This is a genomic window from Kibdelosporangium aridum (genome assembly GCF_900176515.1).
GTDB classification, from domain to species: domain Bacteria; phylum Actinomycetota; class Actinomycetes; order Mycobacteriales; family Pseudonocardiaceae; genus Kibdelosporangium; species Kibdelosporangium aridum.
Map to the genome: position 1 here is coordinate 178023 of NZ_FWXV01000008.1, position 17209 is coordinate 195231.

Annotated in this window: 16 protein-coding genes; 11 read left to right on the forward strand and 5 right to left on the reverse strand. The window is 66.2% G+C overall.

What is annotated here, in order from left to right:
* Nucleotides 1–5: 5 nt before the first annotated feature.
* Nucleotides 6–1262 carry a cation:proton antiporter domain-containing protein gene (locus tag B9C43_RS36775; protein ID WP_084431415.1) on the reverse strand — a complete coding sequence of 419 codons (1257 nt, stop codon included), beginning with the start codon at nucleotides 1260–1262 and terminating at the stop codon, nucleotides 6–8.
* Nucleotides 1263–1388: 126 nt separating this feature from the next.
* Nucleotides 1389–1718 carry a hypothetical protein gene (locus B9C43_RS36780; RefSeq protein ID WP_084431417.1) on the reverse strand — a complete coding sequence of 110 codons (330 nt, stop codon included), beginning with the start codon at nucleotides 1716–1718 and terminating at the stop codon, nucleotides 1389–1391.
* A gap of 205 nt (nucleotides 1719–1923) precedes the next feature.
* On the opposite strand from B9C43_RS36780, the gene B9C43_RS36785 reads away from it, so the two are divergent.
* Both B9C43_RS36785 and B9C43_RS36790 read left to right on the forward strand, forming a co-directional pair.
* Nucleotides 1924–2574, forward strand: a complete 651-nt coding sequence (locus B9C43_RS36785; protein WP_200825863.1) for a response regulator — start codon at nucleotides 1924–1926, stop codon at nucleotides 2572–2574.
* Nucleotides 2574–3662: a sensor histidine kinase gene (locus B9C43_RS36790; protein ID WP_084431421.1), complete on the forward strand. Its 1089-nt coding sequence runs from the start codon at nucleotides 2574–2576 to the stop codon at nucleotides 3660–3662. Before B9C43_RS36785 ends, B9C43_RS36790 begins: the two co-directional genes overlap by 1 nt.
* Before the next feature lie 7 nt (nucleotides 3663–3669).
* Here the strand turns inward: B9C43_RS36790 and B9C43_RS36795 are convergent, their stop codons facing one another.
* Nucleotides 3670–4779, reverse strand: a complete 1110-nt coding sequence (locus tag B9C43_RS36795) for a sensor histidine kinase (protein WP_235039067.1) — start codon at nucleotides 4777–4779, stop codon at nucleotides 3670–3672.
* Nucleotides 4780–5027: 248 nt separating this feature from the next.
* Between B9C43_RS36795 and B9C43_RS36800 the strand changes: the two genes are divergently transcribed.
* Nucleotides 5028–6521 (forward strand): MFS transporter, encoded by a 1494-nt coding sequence (locus tag B9C43_RS36800; RefSeq protein WP_160096937.1) that lies wholly within the window; start codon nucleotides 5028–5030, stop codon nucleotides 6519–6521.
* A 64-nt stretch (nucleotides 6522–6585) separates the two neighbouring features.
* Nucleotides 6586–7149: a DJ-1/PfpI family protein gene (locus B9C43_RS36805; protein ID WP_084431425.1), complete on the forward strand. Its 564-nt coding sequence runs from the start codon at nucleotides 6586–6588 to the stop codon at nucleotides 7147–7149.
* Nucleotides 7150–7254: 105 nt separating this feature from the next.
* Here the strand turns inward: B9C43_RS36805 and B9C43_RS36810 are convergent, their stop codons facing one another.
* On the reverse strand, nucleotides 7255–8322 hold the full coding sequence (locus tag B9C43_RS36810) for a LacI family DNA-binding transcriptional regulator (protein ID WP_033388980.1): 1068 nt from the start codon (nucleotides 8320–8322) through the stop codon (nucleotides 7255–7257).
* A gap of 268 nt (nucleotides 8323–8590) precedes the next feature.
* On the opposite strand from B9C43_RS36810, the gene B9C43_RS36815 reads away from it, so the two are divergent.
* From B9C43_RS36815 to B9C43_RS36830, 4 genes are read left to right on the forward strand one after another with little or no spacing between them, the layout of a single operon-like run.
* Nucleotides 8591–9820 carry an ABC transporter substrate-binding protein gene (locus tag B9C43_RS36815; protein ID WP_200825864.1) on the forward strand — a complete coding sequence of 410 codons (1230 nt, stop codon included), beginning with the start codon at nucleotides 8591–8593 and terminating at the stop codon, nucleotides 9818–9820.
* Nucleotides 9820–10767: a carbohydrate ABC transporter permease gene (locus tag B9C43_RS36820; RefSeq protein ID WP_084431427.1), complete on the forward strand. Its 948-nt coding sequence runs from the start codon at nucleotides 9820–9822 to the stop codon at nucleotides 10765–10767. The genes B9C43_RS36815 and B9C43_RS36820 overlap by 1 nt, the downstream gene beginning before the upstream one ends.
* Nucleotides 10764–11588, forward strand: coding sequence for a carbohydrate ABC transporter permease (locus B9C43_RS36825; RefSeq protein WP_033388979.1), 825 nt, complete (start codon nucleotides 10764–10766; stop codon nucleotides 11586–11588). The genes B9C43_RS36820 and B9C43_RS36825 overlap by 4 nt, the downstream gene beginning before the upstream one ends.
* A gap of 9 nt (nucleotides 11589–11597) precedes the next feature.
* Nucleotides 11598–12746, forward strand: coding sequence for a glycoside hydrolase family 68 protein (locus tag B9C43_RS36830; RefSeq protein ID WP_084431429.1), 1149 nt, complete (start codon nucleotides 11598–11600; stop codon nucleotides 12744–12746).
* A 5-nt stretch (nucleotides 12747–12751) separates the two neighbouring features.
* Here B9C43_RS36830 and B9C43_RS36835 read toward each other — a convergent pair whose 3' ends face one another.
* The gene (locus B9C43_RS36835; RefSeq protein ID WP_235039068.1) at nucleotides 12752–13519 is read right to left on the reverse strand and encodes a FadR/GntR family transcriptional regulator; all 768 of its coding nucleotides are present in this window, start codon (nucleotides 13517–13519) and stop codon (nucleotides 12752–12754) included.
* A gap of 287 nt (nucleotides 13520–13806) precedes the next feature.
* Between B9C43_RS36835 and B9C43_RS36840 the strand changes: the two genes are divergently transcribed.
* The 3 genes from B9C43_RS36840 to B9C43_RS36850 all read left to right on the forward strand — a co-directional run bounded on the left by B9C43_RS36840 (nucleotide 13807) and on the right by B9C43_RS36850 (nucleotide 17194).
* A complete protein-coding gene (locus tag B9C43_RS36840) occupies nucleotides 13807–15156 on the forward strand; it encodes an ABC transporter substrate-binding protein (protein WP_084431431.1) in 1350 nt (449 codons plus the stop codon).
* Nucleotides 15157–15420: 264 nt separating this feature from the next.
* Nucleotides 15421–16293: a carbohydrate ABC transporter permease gene (locus tag B9C43_RS36845; RefSeq protein WP_033388977.1), complete on the forward strand. Its 873-nt coding sequence runs from the start codon at nucleotides 15421–15423 to the stop codon at nucleotides 16291–16293.
* On the forward strand, nucleotides 16283–17194 hold the full coding sequence (locus B9C43_RS36850) for a carbohydrate ABC transporter permease (RefSeq protein ID WP_051896869.1): 912 nt from the start codon (nucleotides 16283–16285) through the stop codon (nucleotides 17192–17194). The genes B9C43_RS36845 and B9C43_RS36850 overlap by 11 nt, the downstream gene beginning before the upstream one ends.
* Nucleotides 17195–17209: the final 15 nt, after the last annotated feature.

Here is a 17209-nt window from a genome sequence, read left to right on the forward strand (position 1 = left end):
CGGGATCAGCTTCCCTTTTGGGGCACGAGGAGCGTCATCGGCTTGGCACCCATGCCGTGCAGCACCACGCTTCCCAGGACGCACGTCACCGTGATGACCAGGATCGTGTCGGCAGCGGTTCCTTCCGGCAGCCGGTTGAAGGCCAGGAGACCGAACACGATCGACGTCGTGCCGCGTGGTCCCAACGCCCCGACCAGAAGGCGCTCACGCCCCGACATCCTGGACCCGACGAGGGACAGTGCCACGGGCACCATGCGGATCACCGTGAGCACCGCAAGGCAGAAGAGCGCCACCTGCCACGAAATTCCGAGTGAGTACACAAGGACAGCCGCGATTCCGACGACGAACCACATGGTCATGGTCAGCAGCGTGGTGACGTCCTCCAACAGGATGAAGTCCTTGTTCACAGCGTCTGCCCTGATTTCCGCGCGGTCAGCTCGGCCGTCGTGGACTCTGCGTGCCTTGCGCAGCCGGTGCACGTAGCGGAAGGCGACGCCTGCGACGAACGACGCGACGAACCCATTGCCGTCGATGGCGACGGTCGCCGTGAAGGTCAGCAACGGTGCCAACAGCACCGCGACACGCCCGGACTGACCGGTCAGCCATCCCGCCTGGTGTGCACGATCCATCAACCACCCGAGCAAGGTGCCGAGCACGACACCGACGACGATGGCCTTGACAGCGAAGGGAACCACCGTCGCCAGTGCGTCGAGCGGAGTCCGTTGCTGGGTTTGGTCACCAGCCAGGATCAACGCGAAGAGGAACAAGGGGGAGATGATGCCGTCGTTGTAGCCGCTTTCCACGTTCAGCACGCTGCGTACTCGCATCGACAGCGACCGATCGCGCACCAGCCGCTCCGCGGGAGCGAAGTCGGTCGGCACGGTGACACCCGCGATCAGCAGCAGCACCGCCCACGGCAGGCCGGGGAACAACAGCCAGCCCAGGAGCGCGGCCAGCCCGAGGCTCACCGGCAGGGCGATGAGCAGCACCCTGGCCGCCAGGCCGGGGTAACCACCCCACAACCGTCCTCCGCGCAACTCGGTGGCGTCGACGAACAGCAGCACCGCGAGGATGATCTCCGCCGCGTGCTGCACCGCTTCGGTGTTCAGTACAGGCGCGATGGAGTTCTCGTTGAGCAGGCCGACCACGACACCGGCCAGCACCATCACGACCGGCGCGCCGAGGTTCCACCGGTCCAGCCGGGCCGCTGCCAGCGACCGGACAACCATGGCGACCGCGGCGGCGAGCAGCAACGAGTTCATGGGCTCATCCTCGCGCAAACAGTCCTAAAAGGAGAAACTGACCCGACGTCACGAGTCAGCGAACAACTGGCCGGCCGTCTACTGGGGAGTGTGTGGACGCACGTCGCAAGCCAGATCCACACCGGACTATCGGTCTGTCCACATGCGCGTCTCGGCGGCGGTGTACATCGCGCCGCAGTTGCCTGTGATGGTGCGAACGCTGGCCAGCGCGCGGTCGAACCGCATCTGCTCGGGCATGGCCAGCAATTCGTCCGCATCGTCGCCGGCTGCCCATGTCACCACGGTCTGCCCAGCGCCTTCTGCCGACGATCCGATCCAGATCAGCGGCGGGTTGCACGTGAAGTCCCAGAGTTGCCGTGGACCGTGGTACACGGCCGTGGCGAACGTCATGACGACTCCCACCACGGGAACTCCGACCGCCAGTGGTGGGACGCAATCGAGCAAGTCGTCAGTCATGGCCACCAGAGTCGTGCCCGCGAGGGCGGCAGGCCATCCGTGTGATGTCCACATGGCCCCCGCCGGTCGGCGGGGTACGCGCCAGCCAGTCGGCCGGAACGTGTCCGCCCGCGGTCGTCCGTCCCCGTTGACGTGCGCCGACAGCGTGCCGGATGGGCCTATCCTCGGCTATACCGGGACAAGGGTGGCCAGCGAGGAGTCGAGCGTGATCCGGGTAGTGGTGGTGGACGACGAAGCGCTGGTCCGCTCGGGGTTCGAGCTGATCCTGCGAGCCGCGGGAGACATCGACGTGGTCGCCACCGCGACCGGTGCCCAGGCGGTCCGCGAGATCACCGCGTGCAAGCCTGACGTCGTGCTGCTGGACATCCGGATGCCGGACGTCGACGGGCTCACCATCCTGCGTCAGGTGCGGGCGATGTCCGATCCGCCCGTTGTGGCCATGCTGACCACGTTCGACTCCGACGAGTACATCGCGGCCGCGCTCCGGTCCGGTGCGGCCGGGTTCCTGCTCAAGGACACCGACCCGGAACAGCTCGCCCAGTTGGTCCGTACCCTGGCCAGCGGCGGAGTGGTGTTGTCGCCGAAGGTCACCCGCGCGGTCGTGGACGGCTATCTGGACGCAGGCGCCGGTTCGGCGGCCGCTGACCGCGTCGCGCAGCTGACCGACCGGGAACGGGATGTGCTCATGCTCATCGCCGAGGGACTGTCCAATGCCGACATCGGCGCGCGGGTGCACCTCAGTGTGGGCACGATCAAGGACCACGTCAGCGCCATTCTCACCAAGCTCAGGGTGGGCAGCCGGGTACAGGCCGCGCTGCTCGCGCAACGGGCCGGGCTGCTGCGGCACAGCGACTGATGGCCAGGCGGGACCGGGTGATCGACGCGGCACTTGTCGGTGCGGCCGCGCTGGATGTGTGGCTGACCACGGAGGTCTTCGCCGCAGAAGACCTTGACCTGCTGACGATCGCGTTCGAAGTGCTCGCAGTGCTCGGTCTGACCGTCCGGCGGCGTCTGCCTTATGTGTCCTTCCTGGTGGCCTTGCCTTCGTGGTTTTTGTCGGCGGCTATGGTCGCCATGTTGATCGCGCTCTACACCGTCGCCAGGAACACTCGTGACCGGCGGGTACTGGCGGCCTGCGCTGTCGCGGTTTTTCTCGGCTACGACTTTCCCTGGTCGCCGTACGATTTGTCGGCGGTCCCGGATAAGGCGTTGCTGCGCAACGTCGTCTACGCTGCGATGACCGCGGCCGCACCGGTGTTCCTCGGCCAGCTCATGGCGCGTATGAGGGAGATTGAGGATGCACGCTGCCACGAACGCCGTCTTGTCGCCGAGACAACCCTTGCCAGGGAACGTGCCCAGCTGGCGCGGGAGATGCACGACGTGGTGTCCCACCAGGTCAGCCTGATCGCCGTGCGAGCCGGTGCGCTGCAGGTCAGCACGACTGATCCGGACACAAAGGACGCCGCAAGCACCATCCGCAGGCTCAGCACCGACACCCTCGACGAACTGCGCCACATGGTGACCCTGCTGCGAGCCTCCGGCAGCCTCGCCACCGAACTCACCCCGCAACCCACTCTGGCCGAACTCGAGCGGCTCATCGCGCACAGTGGTATCGAGGTCCGGCTCGATGGCAGCGTCCCCACCGGGATCGGCGCGCACGCCCAGCGGGCGATCTATCGCACGGTGCAGGAAGCGTTGACCAACGTCCGCAAACACGCGCCCGGCGCGGTAGCCGCCGTCCACATTGAACAAGACAACAATGATCTGACCGTCACGATCACCAACACGCGGCCCACCCGGCCGACTGTGTCGTTGCCCAGCGCGCGGCACGGCCTGCTCGGAATACGAGAACGCGCCGAACTGCTCGGCGGCACAGTGGAAGCAGCTCCCACGATCGACGGTGGATTCCGGGTCCGGCTGGCCCTGTCGACCGACCGCCAGTGACCATCCTCTATGGACTGCCAGTCGTGGGCAGGCGCAGTCGCACGTGGAATCCACCGTCGGGTGTCGGTCCGCTGGTGAGGGTGCCGTTCAGCAGTTCGGCCCGCTCATGCAGACCGATCAGGCCGTGCTGCGCACTCGGGAGCGACAGCGTGGGCCGGGTCGGCGGGCCGTTGGTCACCGTAACCCCCAACTCGTCCTCGTTGTGCCACAGTCGCACGACCGCAGTGGCTCCTGGGGCGTGCTTGCGGACGTTGGTCAGAGCTTCCTGCACCGTGCGGTAAATCGCTCGTTGTGTGGCGGCGTCAGCGTCGGTGGGCATGGTGCCCTCGACGGTGGTGTCGATGCCACTGTTCGCTATGAGCGTGGGAAGCGCGGTCAGCGTCGGTTGCGGCGCAAGGTCTGTGGCCACGCTGCCCGACGCCCGCAGCAGCGCGACCATGTGCCGAAGCTCGTCCAGCGTACCGACACTGAGCCGGCGGATGGTGGCGGCGACTTCCTTGGTCTCCGGATCGGGCGGGCTGACCTGGAGCACCCCGGCATGCACCGCGATCAGACTGACCTGATGGGACACCACGTCGTGCATCTCCCGCGCCAGCTGGGCGCGTTCCTTGGCCAGCACGGTCTGTGCGATCAGTTCGCGTTCGTGTTCGCGGGCTTCGTTGATCTCCGCCAGCCGCAGCGACAAGTCGCGCCTGGCTTGGACCAGCTGACCGAGGAATGCCGGTGCGGCACCCATCATCAGCGCATAGATCACGTCGACCATGATGGACGGACCGGAGATCAGGTCGACCTTGTCCGGCCAGGGCACCGCGTACCCGATCGCCACGGCGGTGGAGCACCACGCGAGCGCCCGTCGGTCCCGGGTGTGGCGTGCGACGCCATACAGCGTGATCAAGACCGCGACGACCGCATACGACAGGGCCAGCATCGGCAGGGTCAACACGAACGCGACGTACGGATGACGTCGCCGCAACGGCAGCGCGAGCACGGCAACAGCGACCGCGACCGTGGACAACGACCACTCAGGCTCGGTTCCCAGCCATGCGTCGAGCACGGCCAGCCCGAACAGCAGGACCTCCGCTGTCCACCGGAGCTTGTCACCCATCCGCTCGTTCACCGGCTCAGTATGATCGCCCAACGGCGGTCGGCCCGCCACCTGGCTGGAACACTCCCGACGAGCGGCGGCTGGAAACCAGCCGCGGTGCTGATGACTTCGGTGTCGCCGCGAGAGAACGATTGGCTGTGCCCAGCCAGTCCGCGACCAGCTCGTGCCATCCGAAACGCGATGATTGCCGACCAAAGGATGATCCAAGAACAGCCACAAGGATGAAGCGGGCACACCCCGGCCTTGCCCACAGTGGAACCATGCACCACGGACGACCAGCGGTCGCTGATCCTCTGGTTGACCGGCGCTGGGTCGTGCTGTCCATCCTGTGCGCCAGCCTGCTGCTGGTCTCGGTGGACGCCACGGTGCTGCACATGGCGTTGCCCGCGCTGGCAGCGGACTTGCGGCCGACGGCCACCGGTCAGCTGTGGATCATCGCGGCGTATTCGTTGGTGGCCGCGCCCTTGCTGCTGGCCTTCGGGACCCTGGGCGATCGACATGGTCGCCGCCGGATCCTGGTGCTCGGGTATGTGGTGTTCGGTTTGGCGTCGCTCGCCTGCGCGTGGGCGCCGAACGTGCCGGTGATGATCGCCGCGCGTGCGGCGCTCGGCGTGGGTGGCGCGATGATCATGCCAGCCACTTTGTCCTTGCTGCGCCAGGCTTTCCCGGATCGTGCCGAGCGCAGGACGGCGATCGGCGTCTGGAGCGGGATCGCCGGTTCCGGTGCGGTGCTCGGGCCACTGCTGGGCGGCTTCCTGGTGGAGACGTTCTCATGGCACGCCGCGTTTCTCATCAACGTCCCGGTGATGGTCGCGGTGATTCCGTTGACGTACTGGCTGATCCCGGAGTCCGCGGATCCGCCGGACGGACCTTGGGACGTGCTCGGCGCGGCCCTGGCAGCGGTCGGTGTGGCCGGGGTCGCGTTCGCAGTCAAGCAAAGTCCGCACGGCGGATCGATGTTCGTGCTGGGCCCCTTGGCCGGGCTGCTCGGGTGCCTGCTGCTGGTGGCGTTCGTGCGACGGCAACGGAAACTGCGTGTTCCGTTGCTTGAGGTGGGGTTGTTCCGCAATCCCGCATTCAGTGTCGCGGTCGGCAGTGTCCTGCTTGTTCTGATGTCATTGGTCGGCCTGGGCTTGCTGTTCGCGCAGTACCTGCAACTCGTGCTGGCGCTGGAACCGATGCAAGCCGCTCTGCGACTGCTGTTCGTGATGGCCGCGGCGATCATCGGCAGTCTCGTGGCAGGTCCGCTGCTACAGCGTTTCGGCAACCGCCTGATGACCGTCACCGGCTTCGCGGTCGGTGCGATGGCGCTGGCAGCCGCGGCCGTCGGCCTGACCGTCGGTGAAGGCAGCACTTTGATCGCTCTCGACCCGTCCTCGCGCGGCACCCAAGCCTTGCAGCAGGACCTGGCGGGTTCACCAGGCGCGCGGACGGTGTGTGTCACCGGCGATGGTTGCCTGCTTCCTCTGGCCGACGGCATGGCCGACACGTTGTTCTACGGATACAGCCTTGAAGAGATGCCCGACCCGGTGGCCGCGATCCGTGAGGCGTACCGGGTTCTGCGACCGGGCGGGGAACTCGTGCTGTTCCTCTGGCGGCCTGTGATGAACCGCCGTCGTCGTCGGCCGCTCATCGCATTGCTGGACACGCTTTTCGTGCGCGATCGTGCTGCGGTCGGTCCGCAGAACCTCCGCCTGGTCTATCGAAAGTCCACAGTGGACAAGTTTCGGAGAACGGCCATGATTGGCGCTTGATGGGAGCAAACCCTAGCCGTGTGTCGCGCTTGATGGGACTATCAAGGAAGGGAAAGGAGTGAGTATGGCACGAGTGTTGGTCCTGACAGCCGACGCCGCTGAAGAACTCGACTCGATGTACCCGGTATTCCGTTTGCGGGAAGGTGGCCATGAGGCAGTAGTGGCTGCTCCTTCGACGCGGGCGGTGAAGTTGGTGGTCCACGACTTCGAGCCGGGCTGGGACGCGTACACCGAGAAGCCCGGCCATCAGTTACCTGTGGACTTGGCTTTCGGCCAGGTGGATCCCGAAGACTATGACGCGCTGGTCATCCCGGGTGGCCGTGCACCGGAGTACATCCGCCTTGATCCGGACGTGGATCGGATTGTCAGGCATTTCTTCGACAACGGGCTGCCGGTCGGCACGATCTGCCACGGCCCGCAAGTGCCGGCGGCGCTGGGGCTTCTGCGCGGTCGTACGACGGCCGCGTACCCGCCCTTGAAGTTTGACATGGAACAGGCCGGCGCCACGTTCGTGGACGCGCCTGACGTAGTGGACGGCGCGATGGTGTCCTGCCGCGGGTGGCCGGATCTGCCGGAGTGGTCGCGAGCGTTCATGCAGGTTTTGGAGAGGTCGAGCGTTCCGGTCTGACCGGCGCCAGCTCTGTCTACAGTGGATTGACTTCGTGCCCGGTGTGCGGACAGACCGCCACCGGGCACGTCGGGCAGAATGGCCGCGATCGCGTTGGGGCAGTGCTCAAGCGCCAGGTGACGCGACCGAATCGCGCACTCGCACCGGCATGGCCACCCGGTACGTCTCACCTTGCGGGGCAGTGGTTCCGACAGTTTCGACGTCTCGGTTGATCTCGGCGAGAAGTACTTCGACGGCCTTTCGTCCCAGTTCGTAGTGGGGGAGTGCGACGGTGGTGAGTTTGGGGCGGATCCACTGGGCGATCGGGTGGTCGTCGAAGGAGACGATCGAGACGTCGGCCGGGATCTTGCACCCGAAGTCGTCGAGTGCTTGGTACGCGCCGATTGCGATCCTGTCGTTGAGGCAGATCAGCGCGCGCGGCTGAGCGTGTTCCAGCAGTTCGCGAGTGGCCTCGTAGCCGTACTCCGGCTGCCAGTCGGCGCAGACGCGGCCACTGGCGATCCTCACCTTCGCCTGGCCGAGAACCTCGCGGATACCGGTGACCCGTTCGACCGCGGCGAGGGACTCCGGGGGGACGTCGCGGATCCTGGGACCAGCGCCGATGAGGTGGATGCCGTCGCGGTGGCCTGCGTCGAGCAGTATCCGTGCGGCGGTGCGACCGGCCTCGACTTCGTCGGGCACGACCGACGGCAGTGCCGAGGCCCGCTTGGGGACTGCGTTGAGCAGTACGGCAGGGCCGGCGGTCAGTCCGGCAGGCACTTTGACCGCCCGGGTGAACATCGACGCGAAGACGATGCCGTCGACCTGACGGTCGTGCATGGCCTGCAGAAGACCCTGTTCGAGCTCCGCGTCGCCTTCGGTCTCACCGATGAACAGCATCATGCCCTGTTCACGGGCGGCCTCAAGCGCTCCTTTGATCATGTCCCCGGCGAGGCGGGATGTGGCGACGGTGTCCGAGACGAAACCGATCGTCCGGGACGTGCCTGTGCGCAGGCCGACGGAGACGATGTTGGGCCGGTACTGCAGTTCGTCCGCCGCCTGGAGAACCCGCTGCTCGACGCTCTGCGAGATCCGTAGCTCCCGCCCCCGTCCGGACAGCACGAGCGAAGCCGTGGTGGGGGAGACGCCTGCCTGCTTGGCGACTTCGGCGAGCGTGACCCGTCGTGGGCTCAACGGCGGAGACCTCCTCCAGGTGCGCTTGACAGCCGTCGGCGCCGAGCGTAACACTAGCCACCACCCAGCTAAAGCGATTTAGCAGATCGGTACTGGCGCAGATGCGCTACCGGTCCGTCCCCATGAGACCAACCGAGGAGACGCAATGCCGCGTCACATCAGCCGCCGAAGGGCCGCGATCGGACTCGTCATGCTGGCGGGGACGTTGGCAGCAGGCTGTAGCGGTCCTGGAAGTGACAGTCCACAGTCGACGAACACGGGTCCGGCCGTGACCGCGAAGCCCACCTGTGGCACGGAAGCGGTCACGCTGCGCGGGTACTTCGAGACCGGCTTTCCCACGGCGAAGGCGCTCGCTGACGAGTTCACCAAGCAGTTCCCGAACGTCCGATGGGACATCCGGGAGGACCAGTTCGCGGTGATCACGCAGAACGCGCCGCGGGTGCTGGCGGACGACCCGCCGGACCTGATGCGCCTGCCGCAGCTCTCCGACTTGGTCAAGAACAACCTGCTGAAGAACCTCGACGGCTACGCGAAGGTGTTCGGCTGGGACTCCTGGCCCGCCTCGCAACTCGAGCAGCTGCGCGTGGGTCCGGGCGGCCGTCCGCGCGGTGAGGGCACCTTGTACGCCATGGGCCTGAACTTCAGCATGACCGGTGTCTTCTACAACAAGACGCTCGCCGAGCGCATCGGAATGACCTCCCCGCCTACCACGCTCGCGCAGTTCGACGAGGCCCTCGCGAAGGCGAAACAGGTTGGTGTCACGCCGATCGTCCAGTTCAATGGCGGCGCTACCGGCGGATTCGCGTTCCCGCTGCAGAACCTGATGGCGGCGTTCGGTGAGCCGAAGGCGATCAACGACTGGATCTTCCAGAAGCCGGACGCCTCGATCGACACCCCGGCCAACCGCAAGGCGGCACAGCACCTCGCGGGCTGGATCCGGGCTGGTTACTTCGACCGCGACGCCAACGCCATGGACTACACGAAGATGATGAGCAAGTTCATGGCCGGCGACGGCCTGTTCATGTTCAACGGGGACTGGGAGTCCGGCAACCTCGACAAGTCGATGCCCGGCAAGGCGGGCTTCTTCCCGCTGCCGCCGGAAAGGGGCGACAAGATCGCCACGATGTCGGCGCCGTTGACGTACGGGATCGCCGCGAACGCCAAGCACGCTGACTGTGCCGCGGTGTTCCTCGACTGGGTGGCGAGCAACCCGGACGCACGCCGGATCGCCGTGGAAGTCGGTGGCTCACACCCGATGGGCCCGGCCGACGCCCCGATGCCGCAGGTCCAGCAGGGCTCGGTCACCGCCGAAACACTCGCCGTCGGGGCCCGGATCGCCAAGGACAACGGCGCGATGGACTTCATCGCCAACGCCACCGGCTCGATCTACGCCAAGAGCTGGACTCCGCAGCTGCAGAAGCTGTTCGCGGGCGAACAGACCCCGGAAGGGGTGCTGCAATCCGTGCAGACCGACTACGCCAGCCAGGTCAGGAACTGATGTCGGTGGCACGCACGGCGCTGGATCCGGTCATCGACTCAGTTGACGACCAGCCGAGGGCCGCGAAGGGCACGCGGCGGCGCGGCGGGCAGTGGATCGCCTGGCTGTTCGCCGCTCCCGCGCTGGCGGCCTACACGGTTTTCGTCCTGGTGCCGATGGCCCGCACCGTTCAGTACTCGTTCTACGAGTGGGACGGTATCGGCGCCTCACCGTGGGTCGGGTTCGACAACTACGTGCGTGTCTTCACCGATCCTGAGCTGTCCGGCACGATCGTGAACGCGTTCGAGCTGATCGTGTTCTTCAGCGGGATCCCGGTGGTGATGGGCCTGGCCATCGCGTCGACCATCCGGCGCATCGCCACCAGCAGGCTCGCGGTCGTCGCCAGGACCGTGCTGTTCATCCCGCAGGTGATCCCGCTCGTGGCCGCCGGTATCGCATGGAGCTGGCTGATGTCCTCGAGCGGCTTGGTCAACCAGTTGTTGTCATCCGTCGGTCTGGACGGTGTGACACGAGCATGGCTCGGCGACTTCGCCACCGCACTACCCGCCGTCGGCGTGATCGGTGCGTGGGTGCTGTTGGGCCTGTGCACGCTGTTGTTCTTGGCCGGGATGAGCAAGATCGACCCGGCGTTGTACGAAGCCGCACGGATCGACGGTGCCGGGCCACTGCGCGAGTTCTTCTCGATCACCGTGCCGAGTCTTCGGCAGGAGATCGGCGTCTGCGTAACGGTCACCGTCATCGCGGCGCTGGCCAGTTTCGACATCGTCTACATCGTCACGCAGGGCGGTCCAGGCAACACGACGATGGTGCCCGGACTGGAGATCTATTACCAAGCGTTCGTCGAGCGGCAAGTGGGCGTGGCCTCGGCGCTCGCGGTGGTTCTCGTGGTGTTGGTGCTCGTGTGTGTCCTGCCCATCCAGCGGCTCACCCGAGAGGAGTCGTCGTGATCGTCGCGCGTCGAGAGGCGTGGACAGGGCGGCTGTTTCTCATCGTGCTGATGGTGGTGACAGTCGTGCCGTTCGTCAGTTTGTTCGTCACCGCGCTGCATCCGTCCGGTACCTATCCAGCCGGTCTCGACTGGCCGAGCGAACCGCGCTGGAGCAACTTCGTGACCGCGTTCCAGGCCGCGCACATGGATGAACTGCTCATGTCGAGTGCGTTCATCGTTCTCGGCGTCGTGCCGATCTCGTTGCTGCTGGCGACGTTGGCCGGCTTCGCCATCGGCCACCTCAGGATGGCCGGGCGCCGCCTGGTGTTCCTGCTGTTCGTGCTCGGCCTGACACTCCCGTTCGAGGGCATCATCACGCCGCTGTACTACCAGATCAGGGACATGGGCCTGCTCAACACCAGATGGGCGATCATCCTGCCGCTCATCGGGTTGTTCATGCCCTTCGGGGTCTTCTGGATGCGGGCGCATTTCATCAGCGTGCCCGGCGAGATCTCCGAGGCCGCGCGGATCGACGGCGCCAACACCTGGCAGCAGTTCTGGCGCATCCACGTGCCGCTGGCCGCACCGGCGATCTCCTCACTGGCGATCCTGCTGTTCCTGTGGACCTGGAACCAGTTCCTGCTCGCGATCGTGCTGGTCGACGACCCGGCCAAGCGGACCATGGCCGGAGCGCTCGGTGCGTTCCAAGGCCAGTGGGGAACCGACATCCCCCTGCTGTGCGCCGGTTCGCTGCTGGTACTGGCACCCACCCTGGTCATCTTCCTGATCTTCCAGCGCCGTTTCGTCTCCGCCCTGCTGCAGGGCTCGCTGAAGGGCTGAACCCACCCCATGTGCGACACCCCTGCGCGGTGGACCCGCGCCCATCTCGACCGGCTCGTCGAGAACGCCGCGACCACCGCGCCACTCATCGGGCCGGTGGCACCGCCTCGAGTGTTGCCCCACCACGACATCTGGGACACGTGGCCGGTGCAGGAAGAGGACGGCTCACCCACGGTCGTCCTCGGCGCCGAGCTGTGGATGGCACTGTCCGCGCCCGCCATCGGCCACCCCGAGGAACGTCACGACCACGCGCGTCTTCGGCTCCTGGCGCGGACCGCCGACCAGTGGTGCGACCTCGGCAACGTGTTCGAGGACGGCACCTCACCCGGCAGCCGGGAGTGGTCGGGGTCGGCTGTCCGCCGACCCGACGGCACGGTGTCGATCTTCTACACCGCCGCGGGTGTGCGCGGTGCGGCCCGGCCGACGTTCCACCAGCGAGTCGTCGAGGCCCGCGCAAGGCTCGACGTGGCCGACGGGACCGTCCGATTTGGACGTGACATCGAGCATCGGGTGGTTCTGCATGCGGACGGCCACACGTACCTGCCCGCGGACGACGTCGAAGGAGGCCCGGGCCGGATCAAGGCGTTCCGTGACCCCGGTTGGTTCCGCGATCCCGCGGACGGACGCGACTACCTCCTCGTCGCCGCCTCCGTCCCATGGCAAGACCGCTTCATGGGAGCCATCGCCCTCGCCCAGGCGACTTCCGACGGCTGGACCCTGCTGCCGCCCCTGGTGACTGCGGAGGGGATCAATCGCGAGATCGAACGACCACACATCGTCGTGCACGCGGGCCGATACTACTTGTTCTTCTGCACCAACCGTCAGGGGTTCCACCCGGCGGGCCGGCCGCCCACTGGGCTGTACGGTTTCGTCGCGCCGACACTGAAAGGACCGTACGAGCCGCTCAACGGTTCCGGTCTGGTCATCCAGAACCCGCCCAGCCGGCCCGACCAGGCCTATGCCTGGCTCGTGCTTCCCGACCTGCGCGTCGACAGTTTCGTCAACTACCTGTCCGACGGGGACGACGACTTCCAGGAGATGGAACCGGGAAGAGCGAGAGCCTTGTTCGGCGGGACAGCCGCCCCGACGTTGGCACTCGTCCTGCATGAGAACCGCACTGCCCTGGCGCGCGAGTACGTCCAGCGGCAAGTGGGGTAGAGAAGTCAACCGAAGACGCGGCGCTGGATCTCGCGGCGGTAGTCCTCGAGCGTGTTGTCCAGGTGGACGGCGGTCGCATGGGCGGCCGCATCCGGGTCGCCGTCTCGGATCGCCCGGAAGATCGCGGCGTGCTCCTCGATGGCTTCCTTGGCGTGGCCACCGACTGTGCCGTGCAGGCCGATGGTGCTGGACTGGTGTTGCAGGCGGCGGGCCTCGCGCACGGATGCGACCAGGAAGTCGTTGTGTGACGCCTTGGCGATCCCGAGGTGGAAATCGTCGTCGCCGCGGTCGAACAGCGCGGTCTCCCCGTTCACGTGACCGTGCCTGCACATCTCGGCCGCGGCTTCGATCGCGCGTAGTTCGGTAGGAGTCGCGCGCGTCGCGGCGAGCCGGCTGGCCGCGGTCTCCTGGACCCGGCGGAACTCGAACAGCATGTAGACGTGGTCGAGGTCAGTGGGCAGGAAGAACCCGCCCCACCGGGTCGAGCCCAGCATCCCGTCGTCGTCCGCGACGTAGAGCCCACGGCCTTTCTGGGCCTTGACCCTGCCGATCGCCGACAGGATCTTGACCGCTTCGCGCACCACGGTCCGGCTAGAACCCAGCTGGCTGGCCAATTCGTTCTCGGTGGGCATCCGGTCGCCCGGCCGCAGCCGCAACTCGGCGATGAGCTGGAGGATCTGCTCGGCCACCAGTTCGTATCCCGGCCTGTACGAACCGGCGTCCTGCTCTCGCACGGACGTGTCGGTGCTGGTCGGAACGGATGCACTGTCCACCTGCATACCTCCTGTCGCTGGACCACCGAGAAAGAGTGTGACTCATCCTCGGGCGCCAAGACGACGGTACATCTGCGGTCTCTTGGAAACGACGGCAATCCGGTGCGTGTGGCTGAGAAGATCGGGGGATTAGTCAGGCTTATCTCTTGACCTGCACCCCTGGCGGCGGTTGTTATGTGTGATCTAAGCGGTCGCTCGACAGTGATGAAGCCCGAAGACCGCCACGAAGCGGTAGATGCGCCACGGGATGAGTCAGACACATACGCCACGACGTAGTGGAGTAGCTCATGGCAGTGCAGCTCGACGGCGGAACGAACCCACGCAAGAGCCGCAAGTGGATCGCTTTGCTGGCAGGTGTCGCGCTTGTCCTGTCAGCGTGCGGCGGCGGTGGTGGGACTGTGACCGCCCAGAACGAGTTCAAGCCGGTGGAGCAGACCGGCGGCAAGCTGACGGTGTGGGTGGATTCGACGCGCTTGGCCGCAGCCCAGCTGTATCAGAAACAGAACCCTTCCGTGCAGATGGACATCGTCACGTACGACGGCGACGCCAACGGTTCGAACTACCTGCAGACGAAGGTGAGCCTGTTCAACCGGACCGGCAGCGGCTGGCCGGACGTGGTCTTCAGCTCGCAGAACAACGCGACCACGTGGGCCGTCCCGGCGAAGTTCACCGCCCCGCTGAACAAAGGGCTGATCCAGCAGTCCCTTCTCGACGGCTGGGCGCCAGGAGCCAATGACCCGTGCATGGTGGACGGCACCCTCTACTGCCTGCGCAACGATCTGTCCCAGACCGTGCTTTGGTACAACGCGTCCCTGATGAAGCAATGGGGCTACGAGGTCCCCACAACCTGGGAGCAGTACGAGGCCCTCGGCCAGAAGGTCGCCGCCGAACACCCCGGCTACCTGGTCGGCTCCGCCGGCGACACGTTCACACCGGAGATCTACCTGTGGGCCGGCAAGTGCGGCGCCAACCAGATCACCGGGCCCAAGGCGGTCACCGTGAACACCACCAGCGCGAACTGCACCCGGATGGCGTCACTGCTTGACACGCTGATCAAGAACCGCACGCTGGCCATCAGCAGCGTGTTCAGCTCGGACTTCGGCAAGAACCACGCCGACAAGATCCTGATGATGCCCGGCCCGGCGTGGTACGGCGGCTCGGTGTTCCGCGAGACGCTGAAGGTCCCGCCCGGCCAGATCGCTGTCGCCCCGATGCCGCAGTGGTCCGGTGAAACCAGTCCATCGGTCGGCAACGTCGGCGGCGGCACCTGGCTGTTGTCCGCGCACAGCGCCAACTTGAAGGCTGCCACCGACTTCCTGGCCTGGGTGACCACATCGGACGACTACCAAGGCAAGCTAGCCCCTGGCTATCCGGCATACGGGCCCGCGGCCAAGACGTGGCTGGCGAACCAAAGCTCCTCCGGGTACTACGCCAACGACATCGCCGGGCCGCTGCAGGCCGCAGCGGGCCAGGTGTGGCCAGGGTGGGGCTACGGCCAGTTCAGCCAGGAGGCGATCTGGGCATCGACGGTCACCCCAGGCCTGAACGCGGGCAAGTCCATCGTGTCGATGCTCCCGGAGTGGCAGAACGCGATCGTGAACCACGCGCGATCCGACGGTTACCAAGTCAGCCAATGAACTCGCCGGGTGGAGGCGGGGATCGGAGTGTGCCGAAGGATTTCCGCTGTCCGGACGGAGGTTGTGCCGGGGCGGGGTTGTCGGGCAGCCGTCCGCCGCAGGGGTTGGTGGTTTTGGTTGTCGTCGGATGAGCCAACGAGCGTCGCTGGCCGATTGGTAGCGGGGTTCTGGTGAAGGGAGGTTGTGCCGGATGCCGGGTTGGTGGGTTGTCGCGCACCCAGCCGCCGTCAGGCCGGCGCTTCTGGCTGTCGCCGGAGTAAGCCGATGAACTCGCCGTCGACAAGGAGCCGCGCCGGTTACGGTTTCGTCGCCCCTTACGTCGTGCTGCTGATCGCGTTCGGTGTCGTGCCGACCGGATACGCGTTCTACTTCGCCTTCACCGATTCGACCGACACTTTCGTCGGCCTGGCGAACTTCGCGACGGCCGCGAGCGATTTCCGGTTCGTCTCGGCCGTCGGTCACGTGGCGCTGTACCTGGTCTGCTGGTTGGTCACGCTGGTGGTGTTCGTGGTCGGGCTCGCGCTTCTGCTGCACCGCGTGACTTCTCGTGCCGTCGGCAGGTCCTTGCGCTTCCTCTACTACATTCCCGGTGCCCTTGCCGGAGCGGCCAGCGTGCTGGTCTGGCTGTTCATGCTCGACCCGGCCGTCAGCCCAGTCGGGTTTCTGTTGCGTGCGTTTGGTTTCGAGACGTTCGGCCAAGTGGTCGCACCGGAGCGTCTGCCGATCCTGTTCACCCTGATTGCCTTCTGGACAGGCGCGGGCGGTTGGATCGTGGTGATGTACGGGGCGTTGAACAACATCTCCCCAGAGCTCATCGAAGCGGCGCGGATCGACGGTGCGGGAGCATGGCAGACCGCGCGACGCATCCAGCTTCCGTTGCTGCGCAAATGGATCGTCTACATGGTGATCCTCGCGTTCGCTGGCGGGACCCAGCTGTTCGTCGAGCCGCAACTGCTGTCACAGGCGAGCGTCGGGGTCGCTGGTCGTGACTATTCGCTCAACCAGCTGTCGTACGACTTCGCCTTCCAGAACAACAACGTCAACGCCGCCGCCGCCATCTCGGTCGAGTTGTTGGTTGTCGGGCTCGTCGCGGCGGGCCTGTTCGTCGTGCGATCGGGGTTCTTCGATGCCGACTGACACCCTGGTCCGAGCGCCGGAAGCGGTGATCGCCCCGCCGCGCCGCAGACTGCCGAACCCACTGCCCACAGTGGTCCTTGGATTCTTCCTGCTGTTCTTCGCGCTCCCTGTGCTCTGGCTCGCTTTGGCCGCTACCAAGACCGACGACCAGCTCGTGCACGGCCATCCGCTGTCGTTCGGGTCGTGGCAGGCACTGCGCGCCAACTGGGAGGCGCTGACCGCGTTCCAGAGCGACGCGATCTTCCTGTGGCTCGGCAACTCCGCGTTGTACTCGTTCGTCGCGCTCATCATCACCTTGTGCGTGGCGATTCCCGCCGGATACGCGCTCGCGATGACCGAGTTCCGCGGCAGGCACACCTTGCTGGTGGTCACTCTCGTCGTGATGCTCATGCCCAATGCGACGTTGGTTGTGCCGCTTTTCCTTGAGCTCAACGCGCTCGGCCTGATCGGCTCGATGTGGTCGGTCATCCTGCCGTACTCGTTCTACCCGTTCGGGGTGTACCTGGCGTACATCTTCTTCAGCACAGCGGTCCCCAGGGAACTGCTGGACGCCGCCCGGCTCGACGGCTGCTCGGAGTTCGGTGTGTTCCGCCGCGTCGCCCTGCCTTTGGCCGCACCCGTCGTCGCATTGGTCGGGTTCTTCAGCTTCGTGACCAACTGGACCAACTACTTCCTTCCCTACGTCTTGTTGCCCACGAGCGACCAGTTCCCGGTCCAGGTCGGACTGGGCGAGTTGCTCAACAACGTGCCCCAGTTCAACCCGACCGTCGGCGAGCTGGCGGTCCAGCGCCCGCAGCTGGCGCTGGCGACGCTGCTGGCGATCACCCCGGTACTCGTCGTCTTCCTTTTCTCCCAACGATTCCTCGTCGCCGGAATGCTCGCTGGCGCGACCAAGGAGTGACCGTCGCGCCCCAGG